At 59.9% G+C, this 19,508-nt stretch carries 17 protein-coding genes and 1 pseudogene; 8 read left to right on the plus strand and 10 right to left on the minus strand.

Going from position 1 to position 19,508, the window contains the following annotated elements:
* The first annotated feature begins 37 nt into the window (after positions 1 to 37).
* Entirely contained in the window at positions 38 to 1,051 is a 1,014-nt protein-coding gene (locus NG698_RS08700; RefSeq protein WP_252609245.1) for a Bug family tripartite tricarboxylate transporter substrate binding protein, read from the plus strand.
* A 188-nt stretch (positions 1,052 to 1,239) separates the two neighbouring features.
* Here the strand turns inward: NG698_RS08700 and NG698_RS08705 are convergent, their stop codons facing one another.
* On the minus strand, positions 1,240 to 1,698 hold the full coding sequence (locus NG698_RS08705) for a transposase (RefSeq protein WP_252609247.1): 459 nt from the start codon (positions 1,696 to 1,698) through the stop codon (positions 1,240 to 1,242).
* Between the two features lie 159 nt (positions 1,699 to 1,857).
* Between NG698_RS08705 and NG698_RS08710 the strand changes: the two genes are divergently transcribed.
* From NG698_RS08710 to NG698_RS08730, 5 genes are all read left to right on the plus strand, one after another.
* On the plus strand, positions 1,858 to 2,946 hold the full coding sequence (locus NG698_RS08710; RefSeq protein WP_252609249.1) for a tartrate dehydrogenase: 1,089 nt from the start codon (positions 1,858 to 1,860) through the stop codon (positions 2,944 to 2,946).
* 265 nt (positions 2,947 to 3,211) lie between these two features.
* Positions 3,212 to 4,189, plus strand: coding sequence for an NAD(P)H-quinone oxidoreductase (locus NG698_RS08715; protein ID WP_252609251.1), 978 nt, complete (start codon positions 3,212 to 3,214; stop codon positions 4,187 to 4,189).
* A 188-nt stretch (positions 4,190 to 4,377) separates the two neighbouring features.
* Positions 4,378 to 4,680: a 3-hydroxyacyl-CoA dehydrogenase NAD-binding domain-containing protein gene (locus NG698_RS08720; protein WP_252609253.1), complete on the plus strand. Its 303-nt coding sequence runs from the start codon at positions 4,378 to 4,380 to the stop codon at positions 4,678 to 4,680.
* An 86-nt stretch (positions 4,681 to 4,766) separates the two neighbouring features.
* Positions 4,767 to 5,822: a hypothetical protein gene (locus NG698_RS08725; protein WP_252609255.1), complete on the plus strand. Its 1,056-nt coding sequence runs from the start codon at positions 4,767 to 4,769 to the stop codon at positions 5,820 to 5,822.
* 319 nt (positions 5,823 to 6,141) lie between these two features.
* Positions 6,142 to 7,197 carry a PDDEXK nuclease domain-containing protein gene (locus NG698_RS08730; RefSeq protein WP_252609257.1) on the plus strand — a complete coding sequence of 352 codons (1,056 nt, stop codon included), beginning with the start codon at positions 6,142 to 6,144 and terminating at the stop codon, positions 7,195 to 7,197.
* Here the strand turns inward: NG698_RS08730 and NG698_RS21940 are convergent.
* The 8 genes from NG698_RS21940 to NG698_RS08765 all read right to left on the minus strand — a co-directional run bounded on the left by NG698_RS21940 (position 7,123) and on the right by NG698_RS08765 (position 15,317).
* Entirely contained in the window at positions 7,123 to 7,335 is a 213-nt protein-coding gene (locus NG698_RS21940; protein ID WP_374209954.1) for a transposase, read from the minus strand. The genes NG698_RS08730 and NG698_RS21940 overlap by 75 nt on opposite strands.
* A gap of 30 nt (positions 7,336 to 7,365) precedes the next feature.
* Complete coding sequence (locus NG698_RS08735; protein ID WP_252609259.1) at positions 7,366 to 7,920, minus strand: hypothetical protein; 555 nt, start codon at positions 7,918 to 7,920, stop codon at positions 7,366 to 7,368.
* Positions 7,877 to 9,007 carry a glycoside hydrolase 5 family protein gene (locus NG698_RS08740; RefSeq protein WP_252564143.1) on the minus strand — a complete coding sequence of 377 codons (1,131 nt, stop codon included), beginning with the start codon at positions 9,005 to 9,007 and terminating at the stop codon, positions 7,877 to 7,879. Before NG698_RS08740 ends, NG698_RS08735 begins: the two co-directional genes overlap by 44 nt.
* Positions 9,008 to 9,040: 33 nt before the next feature.
* On the minus strand, positions 9,041 to 10,009 hold the full coding sequence (locus NG698_RS08745) for an ABC transporter permease (RefSeq protein ID WP_252609261.1): 969 nt from the start codon (positions 10,007 to 10,009) through the stop codon (positions 9,041 to 9,043).
* On the minus strand, positions 9,990 to 11,558 hold the full coding sequence (locus NG698_RS08750) for a sugar ABC transporter ATP-binding protein (protein WP_252609263.1): 1,569 nt from the start codon (positions 11,556 to 11,558) through the stop codon (positions 9,990 to 9,992). The genes NG698_RS08745 and NG698_RS08750 overlap by 20 nt, the downstream gene beginning before the upstream one ends.
* 49 nt (positions 11,559 to 11,607) lie before the next feature.
* Positions 11,608 to 12,774 carry a substrate-binding domain-containing protein gene (locus NG698_RS08755; protein ID WP_252609265.1) on the minus strand — a complete coding sequence of 389 codons (1,167 nt, stop codon included), beginning with the start codon at positions 12,772 to 12,774 and terminating at the stop codon, positions 11,608 to 11,610.
* Positions 12,775 to 13,220: 446 nt separating this feature from the next.
* The gene (locus NG698_RS08760) at positions 13,221 to 14,105 is read right to left on the minus strand and encodes an alpha/beta fold hydrolase (protein WP_252564135.1); all 885 of its coding nucleotides are present in this window, start codon (positions 14,103 to 14,105) and stop codon (positions 13,221 to 13,223) included.
* Between the two features lie 48 nt (positions 14,106 to 14,153).
* A complete protein-coding gene (locus tag NG698_RS08765) occupies positions 14,154 to 15,317 on the minus strand; it encodes a substrate-binding domain-containing protein (RefSeq protein WP_252564133.1) in 1,164 nt (387 codons plus the stop codon).
* 272 nt (positions 15,318 to 15,589) lie between these two features.
* Between NG698_RS08765 and NG698_RS08770 the strand changes: the two genes are divergently transcribed.
* A complete protein-coding gene (locus tag NG698_RS08770; protein WP_252609267.1) occupies positions 15,590 to 16,792 on the plus strand; it encodes an ROK family protein in 1,203 nt (400 codons plus the stop codon).
* Positions 16,793 to 17,636: 844 nt separating this feature from the next.
* Positions 17,637 to 17,794 (plus strand): annotated as a pseudogene (locus NG698_RS08775) (IS110 family transposase); the annotation flags it as partial.
* A 607-nt stretch (positions 17,795 to 18,401) separates the two neighbouring features.
* Here the strand turns inward: NG698_RS08775 and NG698_RS08780 are convergent.
* Entirely contained in the window at positions 18,402 to 19,505 is a 1,104-nt protein-coding gene (locus tag NG698_RS08780; RefSeq protein ID WP_252564130.1) for an oxidoreductase, read from the minus strand.
* Between the last annotated feature and the right edge of the window lie 3 nt (positions 19,506 to 19,508).

Genomic DNA, 19,508 nt, shown 5'->3' on the forward strand with positions numbered 1-19,508 from the left:
AGACAGTTCTTCAAACGGAAAATATAAGGGGAATGCATTGAAAAGAAAGACTATAGCTCCGGCGCTCGTCATGGCTCTCGCTTTGGCGGGGTGCTCCGGGTCCAACCTGGGCGGTTCCCAGGCAGACTCGGCTGCTTCCGGGTCCAGCGGCTGTGAAGGCGATGATTTTCCTTCAAAGACGATAGAAATCGTTGTCCCATATGCTGCAGGTGGTGGAACGGACACCGTTGCAAGGGCGCTGGCAGATGCCGCTAAGGAATATCTCCCGAACAAACCATCGGTCATTGTGACCAATAAACCGGGCGCTTCTTCTACGCTTGGTATTGCCGCAGTTGCCAACGCAAAACCGGATGGCTACACCTTGGCCGCGGTCACGAGTACGGGTCTGGCCATACAGCCTCACCTGCCGGAGACGCCATACGAAGTGGACGACCTGCAGCCCGTGGTGCAGGCAGTATCGTCACCGCAGGTCCTTCTTGTAAAGAACGATGCGCCCTGGCAGACCATCGATGAGTGGCTGAAGTACATGAAAGAGAACCCGGGGTTCAAATACGCTAGCGCTAATACTCTTGGTACCGCCAGCGTTGCGATGACGGCGCTGTCATCCGCTGCCGGTATCGAGACGAAGAACGTCCCTTTTGAAGGCGCAGCCCCATCTGTAACTGCGCTGCTCGGCGGGCATGTTCAGGGCGCGGCAGTACAGTCCTTTGAAGCGATGGCACAAATGAAGGCCGGTACAGTGCGCGCCCTCGTTAACGTCGGCAGCAGCCCGATCAAGGGGTACGAGGATGTACCGCTCGCTTCGGAGGTTTGGCCAGACGTGGAATATGACGTATTTACAGGATTGGCGGCGCCGGCAGGGGTCTGCGAAGAAAACCTCAAGATTCTGGACAAGGCATTTTCTCAGGCTCTGGAAAATCCCAAGGTGATCGAGCAGTTCGCGAACATCGGTGTAGAGCCCGCGTATGCCGGGCCAGAGGACTTTCGTGAAATTATCAAGACTTCCCATGACAAGATCGGCGCAATAGTCGAGGATACTAAGACGCCGTAACTACATTCAGCAGCCCAGTCGGAACCGATCGAGAATGTTCGATTGACTTCGCCCCAGGGATTGATTGAACTTTTGAAGTATCTGGTGTCGCGGCGGCCCGTGTATGCGGCCCGCCGCGACTCTGTATTTTCCGCCCGATGACACTATTTGAAGGCGTCGCATCAACTGCCGTAACAGGCCCTTCCTATTTAGGCATGGATGGTCTGTTTCATCCGGTACGGTCGGTGGCCGTCGGCGGCGGGTAGACATCTGATTCTGTAGCTGGGGAAATTGCGGAAACCGCGTGCGATTCGGCGGGTGGTTTCGATAATGCCGTTGTTCGTTTTCGTGGGTCCGTTGAACGATCCGTTGGTGTCGAAGTAGGCCAAGATCGCCGTCTTCCATTGTTTGACCGTGCGGGCGAGGCGGGCGACTTCGGGGATCGGGCAGGGCGGGAATGACGCGATGACCTCGTTGACGAGTTCTCGGCCCCGTTCCGGTCTGACTGTTAGATGTTGCTGAGCTTCTGGTAGCACTGCCAGGCAAGGGTAACTTCTAGCCGGGGTCCCGGCCGCGAGTTTCACGACGTGAAACGCGTACAGGACCGTGATGGTTTCGGGCAGTCGGGAGATCTGTTCAAAGAACTTCAGATAATCTACGTTGCTCAAATTTACCTTCAGTTTGGGGGCTTTCCAGCCAAGGCATTATTGCTCTCAGAGAAAGAGGTGTCCTACAGTTCTTCATCCATACACTGGTGTGAGAGAAGCGCAACGCACCACTCGGTGCCAACAGGCCTTGCACCTTTGCCCCAACAAGAAAGTCCCACCATGACAGAGACCCACAAAATTGCCGTAATAGCCGGTGACGGAATCGGGCAGGAAGTTGTCCCCGAGGGGGTCAGGGCACTCAAAGCCGCGGCAGAAGCCTTTGACTTCAAGCTGCAGACCACAGTCTTTGACTATGCCAACGGCGATTACTACCTCAAGCACGGAAAGATGCTTCCCGAGAACTGGTTCGATCAGCTCGGCGGCTTTGATGCCATCTTCTTCGGCGCCGTTGGCTCCCCGGAAACCGTCCCGGACCATATCTCCTTGTGGGGAAGCCTCCTGCAGTTCAGACGCCACTTCGACCAGTACGTCAACCTGCGCCCCGTGAAGCTACTGGCCGGCGTCAAGAGCCCTCTGGCGGACCGGGTTCCCGGGGAAATTGATTTCTACGTCGTCCGGGAAAACACCGAGGGTGAGTACTCCAGCATTGGCGGCAGGATGTTCGAAGGGACCGACCGGGAGACCGTCCTCCAGGAGACAGTCATGACCAGGATCGGGGTGGACCGCATCCTCAAATACGCGTTCGACCTCGCCGCCAGCCGTCCCAAGAAGCACCTGACGTCGGCAACCAAGAGCAACGGCATCGCGATCACCATGCCGTACTGGGACGAGAGGGTCGACGTGATGGCGCAAAACTTCAGCGACGTCAGGACCGATAGCTACCACATCGACATCCTCACAGCGAACTTTGTACTGCATCCCGAGCGGTTCGACGTGGTCGTGGCTAGCAACCTCTTCGGAGATATACTCTCCGATCTGGGACCGGCGTGCACGGGAACTATCGGCATCGCACCCAGCGGCAATATCAACCCAGAGCGCCGGTTCCCGAGCCTCTTCGAACCTGTCCACGGATCAGCCCCCGACATCGCTGGAAAGGGCATCGCGAACCCCATCGGCCAGATCTGGAGCGCATCAATGATGCTGCAGCATCTTGGCGAGGGCGCCGCGGCTGCCGCGGTGGTGCGCGCCTTCGAGAACGTCCTTGCAAGGGGGGACCTCTCGCTCACGCCTGACCTGGGCGGCAGCGGCACCACCGCACTGCTCGGGAAGACCATCGCCGACGAAATCCGTGCCGTCGCCGCCGGATGACCGCGTAGAGGACCAAGGCGGTGAGTCTTTGGACCTGCTCGGCCAGGTTGGCGACCTCGACCAGCCATGGAGCCCGAAGACATCGCCAACAGCGTGCTTCATTTTCTCGACGATCGATCCGGTTTTGTCACTGGCCAAACACTGTACGTGTGCGGGGGAAGACGGGGGCAGTGCAGGAATCTGATTTCCCGGTCCCACGCTCGACATCCAAGAACAACGCTCTCCGGGCCGAAACCCGGGCTGCAGGCACTTACTGGAGGTCCAAATGAGAGCAGTGCGCGCAAGTAAGCCGGGAGGTCCGGAAGTACTTGAAATTTACGAGATCCCCATTCCTGTTCCTGCCCCCGGCGAGGTGCTCATCGACGTGGCTGCCGTCGGGCTCAACCGCGCAGACACACTGCAGCGCGAAGGCAACTACAAGCTTCCTGCCGGGGCCAGTGATGTCCTCGGCCTGGAAGTATCTGGCACCATCTCGGCTCTCGGGGATGGAGTCTCACATTTTTCCGCGGGCGATGAAGTTGTCGCACTCCTCATCGGCGGTGGCTATGCGGAGCACGTCGCCGTTCCTGCAGGCCAGGTTCTGAAGGCTCCGGGCGGCATTGACCTGGTGAGTGCTGCAGCCCTGCCAGAAACAATGGCCACCGTATATTCCAACCTTTTTATGTCGGCGCGGCTCGCTTGTGGCGAGACAGTACTGATCCATGGCGGAGCAGGCGGCATAGGAACCACTGCCATCCAGCTGGCGAAGGCCTTCGGAGCCAACGTAGCCGTCACGGCAGGATTGCAGGAAAAGCTGGATGCGGCTGCGGGCCTGGGCGCTGACATCCTGATCAACTACAACGACCAGGACTTTGTCGCCGAAATCAAAATAGCTACGGCCGGGCGGGGCGCCGACGTCATCCTCGACGTGGTCGGTGCAAAGTACCTGTCCCGCAATATCGACGCCCTGAACTTTTCCGGCCGACTTGTCGTCATCGGCCTGCAAGGCGGAGCGAAAACCGAATTCGACATCCGCTCCCTGATGGCCAAGCGCGCCAGTGTGATCGGCACGCTGCTGCGATCGAGACCCGTCGAAGAGAAAACGGCCATCATGGCCGCTCTGGCCGAGCACGTCTGGCCGCTCGTGGCTGCAGGTACGGTCGAGGTGCCCGTAAGCAAGACCTTTCCCCTCGCGGAGGTGGCTGCCGCCCACAGCTACTTCGACTCGGGCACCCATATCGGCAAAGTACTACTTACGGTCTAGCCGTAGAGACGGCCATGGGATCACGTGTAGCGTCCAAACGTTGCGACCCGGCCGGACCGAGGTGAACACTGACGCCGCCTCCATGATCACCGGGCACACACGCTTGCCATAGACGGGAGGCTACACCATCCGTCAAAACGATCCGGTCCATCCGATCTGCCCGAACCATCTTTCCTAGGAGGATCTTCATGACAAGCATAGACACCATTAGAACCGCCCGCCGTTGTCGGCTCGGGCTACATGGCCAGGGAATCGCCCAAGTCCTGGCGATGCATGGCTACAAAGTCGCGCTGGGCGACGTCGACGGTGAGACAGCCGAGCGGGCGCATGTCCGTCTCGTCGAACAGGCTCGGGGGTTCGAGGCCCGCGGGCTGTTTCCGGAAGGGGCCTCCGAGGTCATCGGGGGAAACCTCGCCGCTGCCGGCAGCATAGAAGAAACCGTGGCCACGGCGGACTACATCGTCGAAGCCGTTCCCGAAGAACCCACATAGAAGGCCGGTATCCTCCGCAGGATCTCGGCCGCCGCACCGCCCACTGCGCCGGATCCCTCCAGAAAGAGAAGGCACTGCGGAAGCTCATGCCTGAGCCCATCCGCGCAGACGAAGCCTACGAACGCGGCGCGGTCACCAACTACACCCGCGACGAGAACGCACCCCGCGTCCAGGCAGCCGATCAGATCCTCCGCCGGATCGAAGCAGAGCAGATGCTGCGCCGCCGACTGCCCGAACCCGCGGCCACGGCCACGGCCCCGGACGGCCTGCCGGCATGGATGGCCCCAGCCGACGTCATCACCCACCAGGACACCCCGGCCCTATGGCGCAAGGAACTCGAAGGACGCCGCGAAGTCATGTCCCAGGAGGTCAACCGGCTCGGATCCCAGCTGGCCGCAGAACCGCCGGCATGGGCCAAAGCACTCGGGCCCGTACCGTCGGACACGCAAAAGCAGCAGCAGTGGCGGGACCTGGCTGTGGAAGTCAAGTCCTTCCGCGACACCTACCGGATCCCGGAAACGGAAACGACAGTCCTGCCCGCCGAGTACACCGAAAAGGGAACCGGTGCCGAGCTGGCCGCCCGCGTGACAGCCATGCACAAATACTCCGCACAGACCGCGAAGGAGCCGCTGTCGCCCGACGACGCCAAGCTCATGGCCGAGGCCGCCGAGGTCCAGGCAACGGTGGCCACCGAGCTAACTCCGGCAGAGCGTGTCGTGGACGTACTGCGCGAGGAACGCTCCCAGGACGTCACCCTGACGCCGGAGCAGGAACGGGATGAACACGTTGCCGCTACGGCCCGCAAGGTCCGGGAGAACCTGAAAGCACGCCAGAGTGAACAGGCGCCGGAGCAGGCTCCGGAAGCCGTTAACGAGGCGTTGAAGGACATTGCCTCACGCAGGGAGGCAGAGCGCTCCACCGGCGAAGCTGCTGGCGAGGAAGCCAACAAGTCATGGCAGGACCGGTTGGCCGCGGCACGACAGAAGCAGCCTGCGGCCAGCCATGACTTTGCCGAGAAACTGGCCCAGATCCGTAAGGCCCAGGAAGACCAAGTCGCGGAGGAAACACAGCGGAAGGCTGCACGCCGCGGACCCAGCGCCGGACCCGAACAAGGCCGCCGCGGCCCCACGCTAGGACGCTGACCTGTTCGCCGAATTGATCAGAGCCAAAAAGAAGTGCGCGACGCAGACACAGCGACGAACATTCGACCCTTGGCCTGATGAACAGCGTGCCATGGTCCAACTTCGAACAACAGGCCCGGAAGTCAACAGCGGACAAAAGCCCACAGAACAGAAGACACCCACGACTGGCGCCTGCGCCAAGCCCGGCTCCTGCCCAGCAGGCCGTCTGCGATCAGCAGCAGGCTGACCGGTCGCGCCGACCGTCCTGGGGTGGCGCTGCGTAACGGAGGACCGCCAGTATTGCCGTTTCGGGCGGCCCTTGATCGATAGGATCAAACGCATGACTGACGCACGTGACCTCGCCCTCCCCACCGGCTACACCGACCTCCTTGGCGAGCTCAAGAACCGCGTCCGCGCCGCCCGCACACAGGCGCTACGGACCGTCAACACCCAACTCATAGCGCTGTACTGGTCCATCGGAAACGACGTAAGTGCACAGCAGGACATCCAGGGCTGGGGGAGTGGTGTCATCAAAAGACTGGCCGAGGACCTTCGTGCGGAGTTCCCCGAGATGAAGGGATTCTCCCCCCGAAACCTCCAGTACATGACCACCTTCGCCAAAGCCTGGACGGGGACCTCAATTGCGCAACAGGCTGTTGCGCAATTGCCGTGGGGCCACATCACTGTGCTACTGGACAAGGTCAAGAGCCAGAAGGACCGGAACTGGTACGCATCGGCGGCGGTCGAGTACGGGTGGTCCCGCAACGTCCTGATGAACATGATCATGAACAAGACCTTGGAACGCACAGGAGCAGCACCCTCGAATTTCGCGCAACAGCTTGTTGCGCAAGACTCCGAGCTTGCTCAACAGGTGGCGAAGGATCCCTACAACTTCGAATTCCTCGGCCTCTCCGGTGAAGTGGCGGAACGCGACCTCGAAAATGCCCTCACCAGCAGGATCACCGAAACCCTCCGAGAACTGGGCCCAGGATTTGCCTTCGTCGGCCGCCAGGTCCACTTCGATGTTGACGGGGACGATTTTTACGTAGACATGCTGTTTTTTCACATCGAGCAGCTCCGGTACGTCGTCATCGAACTTAAGACCGGCAAGTTCCAGCCCGAATTCGCCGGGAAACTCAACTTCTACGTCGCCCTCGTGGACGACGTGCTCCGACGCGACCACCACAACGAAACCATCGGCATCCTCATCTGCGGCACTAAAAATGACCGCAGCGTCCGCTACAGCCTCGGGCGCTCCACGTCACCCATGGCCATTGCCGCCTACACGTTCGACAAACTTCCCCCGGCCGAACAGAAAGCACTACCCAACGAGGGACACATTGTCGCCGCCCTCGAATGGGCCGAACCGGACTCCGAGTTGATACAAAGCGACTAGAAAGGCTTCGCCGGTCGGCATTTGCTCCATGCCAATCCCCAGTTCCGGCGCAACCGAAGCCGGCGAACGTCCCGAGGAGATCACCAGCGCAACGGCATCGGCTTTGAACTCATCGGAATAGGTTGGTCGAGCAGACATGGGCACAATCCTTTCAAACTGTGTCTCACATCAGTAGTACACCTCAGACTTTGGTTCGACGGTTTCGAAAGTACTCAGGTCACCGCCGGTGTTGGCCAGAAACGTGGCGCCCGGCACGGGCCCGAATCCGGGCATGCTCAGCAGGATCTCCGCATCGATGCTGTTGATCTGCTCGGCCAGACGAACGACCAGGGCCGAGCCTGTGCTCTGGGTTGGCAGGACTGTGTGCTGGGCGTTCGCGGCGTCGACGGCTTTTACTGCCATGGCGACGCTGTTCCGGCAGCCACGTTTCCTCAGCCATCCCGTGAGCCGGGTCAGTCCGATCCGGCGGATGCCCTCCGGGGTTTGGTAGCCGCCCAGGAGGATCAGGGGCGCCTTCTTGGAGTAGTCGAACGCCCGCTCGAGTGCCGGGAAATATTCCAGCAGTGTGGCCCGGAGGCGGTTTATGGACCGGACCCGGTCACAGATCAGGTCGGTGCGGCGGGCGGTGAGCAGGCGCAGGTTACTTTGATTTCTTGCATCTCTTGTATCGCTTTCTGTATCAGCGTTCGCCGACGGCTGCTTGAGCCTTCTCGTTTGCCTCACGGATCTGGTCTGTCATGTCTGTGTAGAACTCGTCGTTGGGGTCCTTGACGCCCCAGCCGCGGCCGAGATTTTCGATGTAGCCGCACCAGTGCCATCCGATGATCCACGGTTCGGCGGCGACTCGAGCCAAGCCGTTGGCGTAGTCTGCACCGCGTTCGGCCTGGGTCTCCATATCGCTCGTGCGGTGCGGGTTCATCTCCGTGGGGACCCAGTTGCCGATGTCTGCGATCACGACCGGCTTGCCCGTGAGCTCGTGCCAACCACGGAGGTCTTCAATCATCGTGGAGTACTCTTCGTCGGACTTTCCGGTGAAGTACTGGACGGAAAGAACATCGATGAAAGGGACCATTGCGCGCAGGGCTGCTTCTGGGATGCCTTTATTGCCGTTGTACCGGTCCCCGAGGATCAGGTGGTTGGGGTCGTAGCGCCGGATGGCCTCGGTGATTGTTTTGTAGTACTGCGTGGCCACGTCGAACAGTTTATGATCGTGTTCTTCTTGCGTCAGGCCCTCGAATCCGGGCCAGAATCTGCCGGCAGCGTGGGGCAGCCAAGCGGGAATGTCAACGAGAAAGTAACCGATGAGGTTCGTGCTGTTCTTGTGATCGGACACCATACGGCGGGCTATCCAGTCGGCATACTTCTGGAAGTCTTCGCCAAAGACGTCCCTGAACGCCGGGTGGCCGTTCCAGTCTTCAATCTCTTGCGCACGGATCTGCACAACGTACGGGAATCCGGAGTCAAGTAGATGCTGGTCCGGCCACGGGGAGGAGTGGCCCAGATCGACCGGGTCGCCGAACCAGTCCAGCGCTTCCCCCCATCCGCCGCTGATGTACTGGGAGGTCCAACCGATGGTATTGAAGTTCAGTTCTTGCAGATCCCGGACAACTCCCTTGGTCCAGGCTTCGCGTGTGCCGTACTTGCGCTCGAAGATTTCTACGTTGTGCGGGTAGCGAAGGTCAGAGTCGTCCAGGTGGTTGAGCGCGAGAGAGATGAACGGCTTGCCCTGGGGGTCGATGAAGCTCCAGGCTCCGGTCTCGTTCTGACCTACCTGAAAGAACGAACGGGGTGCCGATGTATTTGATGACATTGCTGGTGATTTCCCTTCGATTTCTTGGCGCTGTTACTTCTTGCTGAGCGAAACGGCAGCGATGATGATGAGTCCCTTGATGATCTGCTGGACCGAGGAATCCACGCCCATGAGTACAAGGCCGTTGTTCATCATGCCGATGATCAGGGAGCCTGCGAGGGCGCCGATAATGGTGCCGCGCCCACCGAAGAGGCTCACGCCGCCAAGGATCACTGCCGCGATGACGTCAAGTTCGAGCCCGACGCCGACGTCGGGACGTGCCGCGTGGGCTATTCCGGTGAAAAGGAGGGAGGACAGTCCGACGAGCCCGCCGGTGATGACAAAGGAAAGGATGATTGTGCGCTGGGTGTTTACGCCCGTGAAGCGGGCTGCCTGGGGGTTGCCTCCGGTGGCGAAGACCCGCAGGCCGAAGACGCTTTTATGGAGGATTATGACCCCGAGGGCAACGATTACCACCGTCCAGACGACGGCTATTGGAATTCCAAGGATGTTGCTGTCACCGAAGATGCTGAAGAACGGACGATTAGCGATGAGCACAGGTCGCGTATCTGTGATGATCAAGGCGATTCCGCGTGCAACACCAAGCATGCCCAACGTTACGAGGAAGCTGGGCACCCCTAATTTGACGGTAAGTAAGCCGTTGATGAATCCAAATATCACTCCCACCGCAATGGCGGCCAGCGCTCCCAGGAGCCAGAAGTTGGAGATGTACTGCAGGGCTAGGCCGGAAACCATTCCACACAGGGCGAAAACGCTGCCTACTGAGAGGTCGATCTGTGCGTTGACGATGACAAAGGTCACACCGACGGCGATGATCGACACGATGGCTGTCTGTCGGCCGACGTTGGCGAAGTTCTGGGCGCTGAAGAACACCGGAGAGGCGATCGAGAAGAACGCCACCAACGCCACCAGTGCGATGTAGACAAAATATTCGCGGATGAAATTTCCCGCTGATCTGCCGCTCCACAGCGGCCGCACAAATCTAGTATTGGTCGCGCTCATGGCTCTCTAGAACCCTCTCGTTGAGTCTTGAATAGATATATTGATCAGTCGTATCGCTTGTTACTTTTTCCGGCTCGCTCATCGAGGTGGACGTCATGAAGTAGATTTCGTCGCAAAGTTCCTGAAGCTCGACGAAGTCCGACGAGGCAACAACAATTGCGGCCCCCTCTTCTGCGAAGCGATGAATCACCCGGTAGATTTCCTGCCTCGCCGCCACGTCGACGCCCTGTGTCGGCTCGTCCAGGAGAAGCACCTGCATCCCTGGTTGCATCCATTTGGCGAAGACGACCTTCTGCTGGTTTCCGCCGGACAGGGACTGTACAGGGCTGTCGATGGAGCTCGTCTTCACCTGGAGCGTGTCCACCAGTCCGTGAATCAGTGTGCGCGCGGCCTTGTTGTCGACCAGCCCGCCTTTACGCAAGGCCTTGTAGTGGGCGAGCGTTAGGTTACGTTGGATCGAGTGCTGCAGGATTATGCCGGACCGGTGCCGGTCCTCGGGCACCAGTGCGACCCCTGCATGCAATGCTTCCCACGGGTGCTTAAAACGCACGAAACGACCATCGAGCGTGATCTCTCCTGCTGTGCCCCGGCGCACACCTCCGATCGTTTCCAGCAGCTCTGTCCGCCCCGTTCCGATCAGACCGGCGATGCCGACAATCTGACCGGCAGAAGCCGTGAAGCTGATGTTGGAGAACCGGTCGCCCGCCAGACTTGAAACCTGCAGTTTCGGCCCGGACGACGAAGTGGTCGTCAGCTCCGGGTGCGTGTAGCGGTCGAAATCCTCCTTCGCCGGGCCGGGCTCATCCGGCTCGGTCCCAGTGATTTCGCGGACCAGAGATTGCATCTCCATGTCGGCTACGTCCGCCGTAAGTACTTTCCGCCCGTCTCGGATGATCGTCACGCGATCGGCGAGTTCGAACACTTCGGTCAGGCGGTGAGTAACGTAGATAATGCCCACGCCGGATTTTTGGATGTCCCGGATGCTCTTGAAAAGCAGCAGTTGGTCCGCTTTAGTCAGGGTGGATGTGGGCTCGTCGAGCACGAGCACGCGGGCGTCACGGTGTATGGCTTTGGCGATCTCAACGAGTTGCCGCGATGCCACCGAGAGGTTTTCGACCAGTTCTTCCGGGGGCAGATGAAGGCCGAGGCTGTCGGTGAGTTCCTTCGCGATGCTGTTCATTTTCTTCTTCTGAACGAGTCCGAGCGCGTTACGGATTTCGTTGCCGAGGAAAATGTTCTGAGCCACCGAGAGGCACGGAACGAGGCTCAATTCCTGAAAGACGGTCGCGATGTCAGAGTGGGAGCGTTCCCGCCCGTCGACCTCAACCGTTCCTTCGTCTTGGGGCTGCACCCCGTCAAGGATCTTGATGAGTGTCGACTTACCGGCTCCATTGGGGCCGAGAAGGGCATGGACTTCACCCGCCCGCAACTCAAAGTCGACGTCCTTGAGAGCGTATATTCCGTTGAATGCTTTACTTACTCCCTGGGCTACGAGAACGGTTTCACCTGCGGGGTGTTCGACTGGAATCGCTTCGGCGTGAGCATTCATGCCCTTATCCTTCCTGTAGTCCGCGTACGGTTTCTGGTCATTTGAATTGCTAGCCGCAGATGCCTGAAGACTTGCAGGCGTCGAGGACTTCCTGTGGCGGCTTCGTGTGGAAGATCGACTCATAGCTCTTAAGCAGGTTGCCGGGAGTCACAGCCACAGGGGGAAGGGCAACCCAGGCAGGGACCTTGTTCCCGATGAGTGCGTTGGCCGCGGCCAGCGCTTCCGCTACTCCCTGGTCATACGGCTGTTGGGCACCGATCGCTTTGATGTATCCGCCGCTGGCCATTTCCACCGCAACCTCTGTTCCCAGGTCGATGGTGGTGATAGGGATGTTCACGCCCGCGTTCCGGAGGGAAGCAACGGATTGCATTGCCGGGGAGTCCCAGATGACGAACAGGCCCTTGACGTCCGGGTTGGCGGTCATGAAGTTGGCAGCAACGGGCCCGACCGCGTTGGTGTCTGTGAAACTGACGGTCTTTACCTTGACGTCGGGGCGGTTTTGTTTGAACCACTCCGTGACACGCAGGGTGCGTTGGTTCGTAGTGTAAAAGTCCACACCGTAATCCACGATCCCGGCGGCGCCGTTTTGCGGAATGTACTTGGAGAGCCCCGCAGCCGCAATTTCGCCGTTGCCCTGATTATCCGGAGCAACCACAGCCTGGTAGTCGGCAGGATATGTCAGGCCGGACGCCGGCATGTGGATGAAGATCAGTTTGATGCCGGCAGCCGCAACCTTTTTATACGTCGCGGCTGTGGCCACATCGTCCGTGGGGATGCTGATGATGGCATCAGGCTTCTTCGTGATGAGGTTTTCAAGGTCAGATATCTGCTGCTGGACTTTGAACTTCGCATCGGTCACGCCGACGACCTGCACGCCGAGGCCGGTGAGTGTTTTCTGAATGCCTTCGATGGTCAAACGGGACCAGTCGATGTCCATGGTGTTCATCGAGATGCCCACAGAGAACTTTCCGTCAGCGACCTTCTTTTTGTCCGCGTCGCTGAGTTGGAGTTTGTCGACGAGGGCTGGTTCCTCACCGTTCTTTCCCTTGCCGACGATGCCGGCCGGGGCGATCGATGCGGCATCTACCACGACAGCTTTCCCGTCGGAAGCGCTTGATGTGCCGTCGGAGGCGTCGGACGAGCATCCTGAAAGGAGGAGCGCGAAGGCGGTGAGCAGACCTGCGCCTGCGGCAATTCTCTTCTTACTGCGTGTCATGATCCGTGTTTTCCTTCTCTTGTGGGCAGGCCTGGTGCGGGATGCGCATTACCCGGTGAAATCCGGTGTGGGTTGGGTAAAAAGATTCTTGAGGTCATTCCTACTGATTTCGGCTGCCTCTCGAGGATGGCCGTCATAGTAATCAAGTTCCACCATGAGTCAGCTGTCGTAGTCTGCTTTCCGAATGGCCCCGACAATGCCCGGGAAACGGCCATGTCGCCGTTGGTGCGATAATCACATCCCTGACGCTGGTGACGCCGCCTGGGGCGGCTACGCCGCCGCCCAGGCAATAGCCGGATAGCCGACTTTCGTCGCAACCTCCACGGAGAGAGGACACGGACTGGGCCGCGTCACTGCCAATGGCCCGGAATGGGGTCAGGCCGTGGTTCGAGGTGTTGCGGGCGCAGAGCCGCCGATTGCTGCTCCGTTCTATGCCCGAGCGGAAGTTATTCGCGACCGAAGAAGTCCAGGTAGGCTGCCGCCAGGGCCTCAGGGTCTTCTTCTGCAAGCTGGTGCCCCCACGGCAGGATGACTCCGCGAACGTCTTCAGCGACTTCTCGCATCTGCCGCTCGTTGTCTGCGCCGATAAAGTACTCGCTTCCGACGGCCAGCACGGGCATTTTAAGTTTTGTCTTTGCTGACTCGCGGTTCTGATCAGCATCATCGAGTGTTGCGCGGTAAATCGCGAGCATGCTCCTCAATCCACCAGGCGACGAGTAGCAGCGCACGTACTCGTCCAGAGCGTCAGGGGTGATGGCCTGCGGGTTGTGTGTTTCATGTTTGATGAAGTAATTGAAGTACTCCCGTTCCTTACCTGTGATCAACAGTTCCGGGAAGTCAGGGACGCTGTAGAAGTTGATGTGCCAGAGCCAGACATAGGTGCTGACGTTTTCACGGGTGAGGAAGGAGTAATCTTCGAGCCCGAATCCGGGGAGGATCATCTCCTGGTATACGAGCTTCTTGACCCGCTCAGGGTACTGAGCTGCGACCTGGTAGGCGGTCGAAGCCCCCCAGTCTTCTCCGACGAGGTTGAAGGTCTCGTATCCGAGGTGTGTGGCCAGCTGTGCGATGTCCTCTGCCATATTCTTCATGTCGAACCCGTCCTGCGGGTGCTCCGAATCGCCGAGGCCCCGAAGGTCTGGGGCGATGACCGTGTAGTACGGGGTCAGCAGCGGGATGACGCGGCGCCAGTGGTAGGAGGTCTTCGGCACCCCGTGCAGCAGAAACAGCGGTTCACCTTCACCGGCGATTGTGTAATGCAGCCGCACACCGTTGACGAATGCTCTACCGTGCTTAGCGGGTACTCCGTTGTGGTCCTGAATGATTTCCACGATTACTACTCCTTTGTTGTGCTTGTGGTCAGTACAGTGGGGCAGCGATTATTTGCTGCCGTTAGTGGCTTGGCTGGCTTTGACGAGCTCAGCAGGAGGGTCCTGGTGGTAGACCTGTTTCCAGGCATCCAGGACGTTGTTCTGGAGCACCGGAACCGAAGGAAAGGCAACCCAGTTAGGGACGCTGCCGCCCAGAAGAACCTTGATGGCCATATCTGCTTCAGCAAGCCCCTGGTCGTAGGGCACCTGAGCGCCTAGGGCTTTGATATTTCCGCCTGTTGCCAGATCCATGGCAACGTCGGATGCAATATTGACTGCGGTGATCGGGACGTTTTTGCCCTGGGCGCGCAACGCCTGGTCAATGCCCACGGCGGGGACTTCCCATTCCGTGAACATTCCCTGCACATCAGGGTTGGCGGTGAGGAAGTTTCCGGCGTCCTTCCCGGAGTTCGCGGGATCGAGGAATTCGGTGGTCTTGATCTTTATATCGGATCGGTTCGCCTTCATCCAATCAACGAATCCCTTCATGCGTTCCTTAGTCACGAAGAAATCGACACCGAAGTCCAGCACGCCGACTGTGCCGCCTTTCGGGATGAACTTGGCGAGGGCCTGAGCGCAGACTGCGCCGTTTCCCTGGTTGTCGGAGGACACCATGCCCTGGTAGTCGTCGGGATACTTAAGTCCCTTGGGGACGTTGTCCATCATGATCAGCTTGATACCCGCGGCGCCAATCTTGCGGTAGGCCTCGGCTGTTGCCGTGTCATCAACGGGGATGCTGATAATGGCGTCAGGCTTCAGCTGGATCATGTTCTCGATGCCGGAAACCTGCTTGGTGACATCAAAGTTGGGGTCAACAACACCGATCACTTCTGCGTTGTATTCCTTGAGCCGGTTCTTGATCGCCCGTACCTGCTCGGTCGACCATTCGATGTTCATGGTCTGCATCACAATGCCCACGCGGAACTTGCGTTCCCTTGCCTTAGCTACTTCGTCGTCAGTCAGTTTGATCTGATCGAGAGTGCCTGACTTGACGCCGTTCGGACCCAGGCCGACTATTCCGCTGGGTATGAGCTCTTTGGCGGTGACGTTGGCCAGCGGGTCTCCCGATCCGGTGGACCCGGCACCACCGGATCCAGTGTCCGAGCTACATCCGGTGAGTAGTGAAGTGATTGACGCCAATGCGACCATAGCGACTGCGGCTGATCTTCTCATGTTCTAGTTCCCTTTCAGGCGGTCTACGTTGACCAGGACCGTTGCCTCTCCCTGTCCCGGGCCGGGGACCCGTGGGACTCCTTAGGCAACTTATGACGAATATCGTCATTAGCTGTGAGCGTATCGGCTTCTTATGTGAGATGCAACACTTTATGTGGTGTGGGAGGCGCCTTTTCTCCATTGCTGTCGATGAAAGTTGCTGTAGTGTCGATCTATCCCAAAGAGTTTGGTGAGTACGCATCGCGGACCGACTGCCGCCTCAAGAAAGGATCATGATGATCGGGCGCAACATCCCCCCTGGCCTGGGCGCCAGCGAATTGTTCCAGCTACTGCGCGACGGTGTACCGCGCACCCGGAGCCAATTGGCGGCTTCCACAGGAGTGGCACGATCGACGATAGCTCTGAGGCTCGACGAGCTTCTCAGTCTCGGCATGGTCTCACCGGTCGGAGAGACTTCTTCCACAGGCGGCCGTCCGTCCGCCCTGGTTGCGATGAACCCAGGAGCACGCGTCGTGATAGCTGCCCAGTTCGGGGCAACCCAGGGTACTGTCGCCCTGATCGACGTTGGATCGACCGTCATCTCCGAGCACAAGGAGACGTTGGATATAGGCGTAGGACCAGTACCAGTACTTATTTGGTTCCTCGATGTGGCCGAGCGGCTACTGTATGAAGCGGGAAGACCAGAAAGCGACCTCGTGGCGATCGGGATCGGCCTCCCCGGGCCGGTTGAACATGAAAGCGGACGTCCGAAAAATCCGCCAATCATGCCCGGCTGGCACAACTTCGATGTACCGGCGTTCGTGCGTTCCCGCTTCGAGGTTCCAGTCCTCGTCGACAACGATGTCAATGTCATGGCGCTGGGAGAAAGAGCCGTCGCCGGCCCGGAAGCCGACTTTATGATCCTCGTAAAGGTCTCGACCGGTATCGGCTCCGGGATCATTAGCGAAGGGCAGTTGCAAAGAGGAGCACGGGGTACGGCCGGCGACCTCGGCCATATCCAACTCGCTGCCCACGACGACGCCCTATGTGCCTGTGGAAACTTCGGCTGCTTAGAGGCAATCGCCGGAGGCAGTGCCATTGCCACAAAACTGCGTGACCAGGGTCTCGATACACACTCCGTTCAAGACATCGTGACCGCAGCCATATCTGGAAATATGCTCGCCATACAAGCCCTTCGTCAAGCGGGGCGGGATATCGGAGAGGTTCTCACCACCTGCGTAACACTTTTCAACCCCTCGCTGATAAGCATTGGCGGCTCACTTGCCAATGCAGGGGAACACCTCATTGCTGGCATCCGGGAGGTCGTGTATGCACGGTCTAAACCCATCGCGACCGAGCACCTCTCGATTAACCGTTCAAAAGCCGGCGAAAAAGCGGGAGTTCTCGGCGCAGGGATCATGGCCATCGACTGCGCGCTGTCGCCTGAGGGGATCAACAGGATGTCAGAACGAAGCGGCGCCAACGCCGCCGTGTAGTGCAAGCCTGGACACCAGTTGATTGAGTCCGTTGGGGGTTTTCGAGGCGGGCGTCCGCAGTGGATCCTGAGGCGGGGGACTTCAGGGTTCTTGCCTTCGATCCAGACGACCGGCACCTCCGTCCGCGTGACTTCGATTGGACGCTTCCCGGCCACGCCGCATGACCACGGTGGGGCGCCCCGGCGCGGTCAGGGATACCGAGCGGCTCTACCTTGAAGCGAAAGGCACTCAGAGCAGGGGTGACTTGGTCATCGTTACGCGCAATGAGGTCTATCACGCCCGTCAGTATCCGGGGCTGTGCAGGATGGGCGTGTGGTCCGGGATGCGGATGACCACGGACGGGTTAGTGGATCCTAACGCGGGAACTTTCAGGATCCTTCCGTTCAATCCAGACGATGGGCAACTCCTCCCGCGTGACTTCGAGTGGACGCTTCCCGGCCACGCCAAGTGATTGACGACAGAGAGCGCCCGCCGTTGTCCGCGGGACGGCCGCCGCACCAAAGCCCCCATCAGAGGGGGAGCAGCACTTGGATGGTTTCTGAGGGGCGCTTCGCTCCGCCGTGGGGACGGAAAATTTGGCCGCGCCACGTCTCTTCCCCGGGATCTCTGGTGCTGCCAGACGCTCTCGGGACACACTTGATGTGTGTGTTTCGGTCGACCCCGATTCTTCTATGGTGCCGGTGAGCCTGTGGGCTAGTTTGGCGGTGGAGGGCACAGCTTTGTTGTCCGCGGGACCGTGGACTGTTGCCTTTGAGCACGAATGTCAGATTTGTTGGTTTACCCGCCCTCCCCGGAACGCATGCACCTTGATTCCTGCCGAAACGACTGGGAAGGGTGATCCGAGATGGAAGTGATCCACCCGCGGTGCGCGGGTATTGATATTCGAAGAAGGATGCGAAGGTCTGCGTCCGTGTCCAGGGCCGGGGGGCAAGGGCAACCGCGTCGACGGTCACGACCTGGGGTGCGATGACGGGACAGATCCTGGACCGCAAGGAACACCTGACCACCTGCCGGAACGCGTACTTCCTCTTTCCGCGCCACCCGCCACGAGGCACTCGCTGACTGGACATCGGCCGAGCTCGTAACCGGCACTTGGACCACACTCCCCGACGCCACCGGTCGTCCTGGAGTGCTGATCCTAGACATAAACAATCAAGCCACAGACGCGGAACTGGCCATCAAGAGTTCCGGCACAGGGACAAGCCTCAGTTATGGCTACCGCAATCCTGAGTCAACTGACGTCCTGAACTTCACCCGGCCCTAAACCGGAGATGCCTCGCATGCGGCAAAGCCCGCGATTCTAGTGCTTGTACCCTCAGGAGACCCGCCCTGCACAGTCACGTCACCTGCGCCGACGACGGCTGCGGGCTTGCCAGCCCGCGTCTGTGTAATTGTCCAGACACCGTCAGGACAAACTGAGCAGCGAGGAAGCTCGGATGTGTGGCGTGGCGCGGCGCGGGAGATGTGTTCACAGTCCAAGCAGTGCTTGCTTTGCCCCAGCTCCCGGATCGGGTCTCCTAGGTACTCGTCATTTAATGGCTCTAGTAGTTGCTGCCCTCGATCTGTTTCGTGCTGAACCGAACGGGCGAGGCAGGGGCACTGTGGAGGGTCAGGAGAGCAGTTCGAGCTCCCAGTCCTTGACGTCGGCCACCGGGGCAAACAGGCTCGCGTCCAGCTCATCGAGTGGCCGGCCGTTTTTGACCCGGTCAGGCCAGTCCCTGTTGCCCAGGGCCGCCTTGCCCAGGGCCACCACGTCGGCGGCGTGGTCAACCAGCATTGACACTGCAGTCTCGGGGTCATCCAGGTGGCCGTTGGCGATCACCGGCAGCCCGGAGTGCTGCTTGGCCAGGGCGGCCAGTGAAGGGCCCTGGTCGCCGAAGGCCGGGGCGTAGGCTTTGTACTCGGTGGTGTGGAGGAAATCGACGCCCGTGGCGGCCAGGGTGGAGAAGATCACTTCCGCTTCCTCGGCCCCGCCGGCCCACCGGTGGTCGTGGTCACTGACCTTGGACTGGGAAATCCGGATGCCGACGGTCATGTCCGGCCCGACGGCATCGCGAACGGCGCGGGCGATTTCCGCGGGGAAACGCACTCGGTTCTGCGCGGAGCCGCCGTACTCGTCGGTGCGAAGATTGAGGTAGTCCGTGAGGAACTGGTCCAGCAGGTAGCCGTTGGCGCCGTGTATTTCCACACCGTCGAACCCGGCCTCCTTGGCGCGCAGCGCAGCGGCTACGAAGCCCTGGCGAACTTCCTCCATCTGCTCACGGGTGATTTCCACGGGCACCCGGTAGGGGCCCTCGCCACGGTAGAAGTCCAATTGCTCCCCCTTGGGGGCGACCGCGGAAGGGCCGATCGTGCTGTCTCTGAAGCGGTTACCTTGCGCCTGCGACCCGGCGTGCATGAGCTGGGCGAATATCGTGGACCCGGCTGCATGGACGGCGTCGACGACCGTGGCCCAGGACCGGGCCTGATCATCCGTGGCAAGGCCAGGCTGGTACAAGTAGCCCTGGCTGTAAGCGCTGTCAGGGTAGATCCCTTCAGAGATTAGCAACGCGAAGCCGCCCCGGGCAAAAGCCTCGTAGTAGGAGACCATCTTCTCGGTCACCAGCCCATCCTCAGTTGCGCTGATACGGGTCATTGGGGCCAGGGCCACACGGCTGGCCAACTGCGTAGAACCGATCTGCAGGGGCGACCAGAGCGGGTTGAGGTTCGTCATGGT

The organism is Pseudarthrobacter raffinosi, from assembly GCF_023913735.1.
In the GTDB taxonomy this organism is placed as follows: Bacteria; Actinomycetota; Actinomycetes; order Actinomycetales; family Micrococcaceae; genus Arthrobacter; species Arthrobacter raffinosi.

Coding starts and splice junctions, on each gene's coding strand:
- NG698_RS08710 (WP_252609249.1), top strand. CDS start 1,858: ATGACAGAGACCCACAAAATTGCCGTAATAGCCGGTGACGGAATCGGG.
- NG698_RS08715 (WP_252609251.1), top strand. CDS start 3,212: ATGAGAGCAGTGCGCGCAAGTAAGCCGGGAGGTCCGGAAGTACTTGAA.
- NG698_RS08720 (WP_252609253.1), top strand. CDS start 4,378: ATGACAAGCATAGACACCATTAGAACCGCCCGCCGTTGTCGGCTCGGG.
- NG698_RS08725 (WP_252609255.1), top strand. CDS start 4,767: ATGCCTGAGCCCATCCGCGCAGACGAAGCCTACGAACGCGGCGCGGTC.
- NG698_RS08730 (WP_252609257.1), top strand. CDS start 6,142: ATGACTGACGCACGTGACCTCGCCCTCCCCACCGGCTACACCGACCTC.
- NG698_RS21940 (WP_374209954.1), bottom strand. CDS start 7,335: ATGTCTGCTCGACCAACCTATTCCGATGAGTTCAAAGCCGATGCCGTT.
- NG698_RS08740 (WP_252564143.1), bottom strand. CDS start 9,007: ATGTCATCAAATACATCGGCACCCCGTTCGTTCTTTCAGGTAGGTCAG.
- NG698_RS08745 (WP_252609261.1), bottom strand. CDS start 10,009: ATGAGCGCGACCAATACTAGATTTGTGCGGCCGCTGTGGAGCGGCAGA.
- NG698_RS08750 (WP_252609263.1), bottom strand. CDS start 11,558: ATGAATGCTCACGCCGAAGCGATTCCAGTCGAACACCCCGCAGGTGAA.
- NG698_RS08755 (WP_252609265.1), bottom strand. CDS start 12,774: ATGACACGCAGTAAGAAGAGAATTGCCGCAGGCGCAGGTCTGCTCACC.
- NG698_RS08765 (WP_252564133.1), bottom strand. CDS start 15,317: ATGAGAAGATCAGCCGCAGTCGCTATGGTCGCATTGGCGTCAATCACT.
- NG698_RS08770 (WP_252609267.1), top strand. CDS start 15,590: ATGATGATCGGGCGCAACATCCCCCCTGGCCTGGGCGCCAGCGAATTG.
- NG698_RS08780 (WP_252564130.1), bottom strand. CDS start 19,505: ATGACGAACCTCAACCCGCTCTGGTCGCCCCTGCAGATCGGTTCTACG.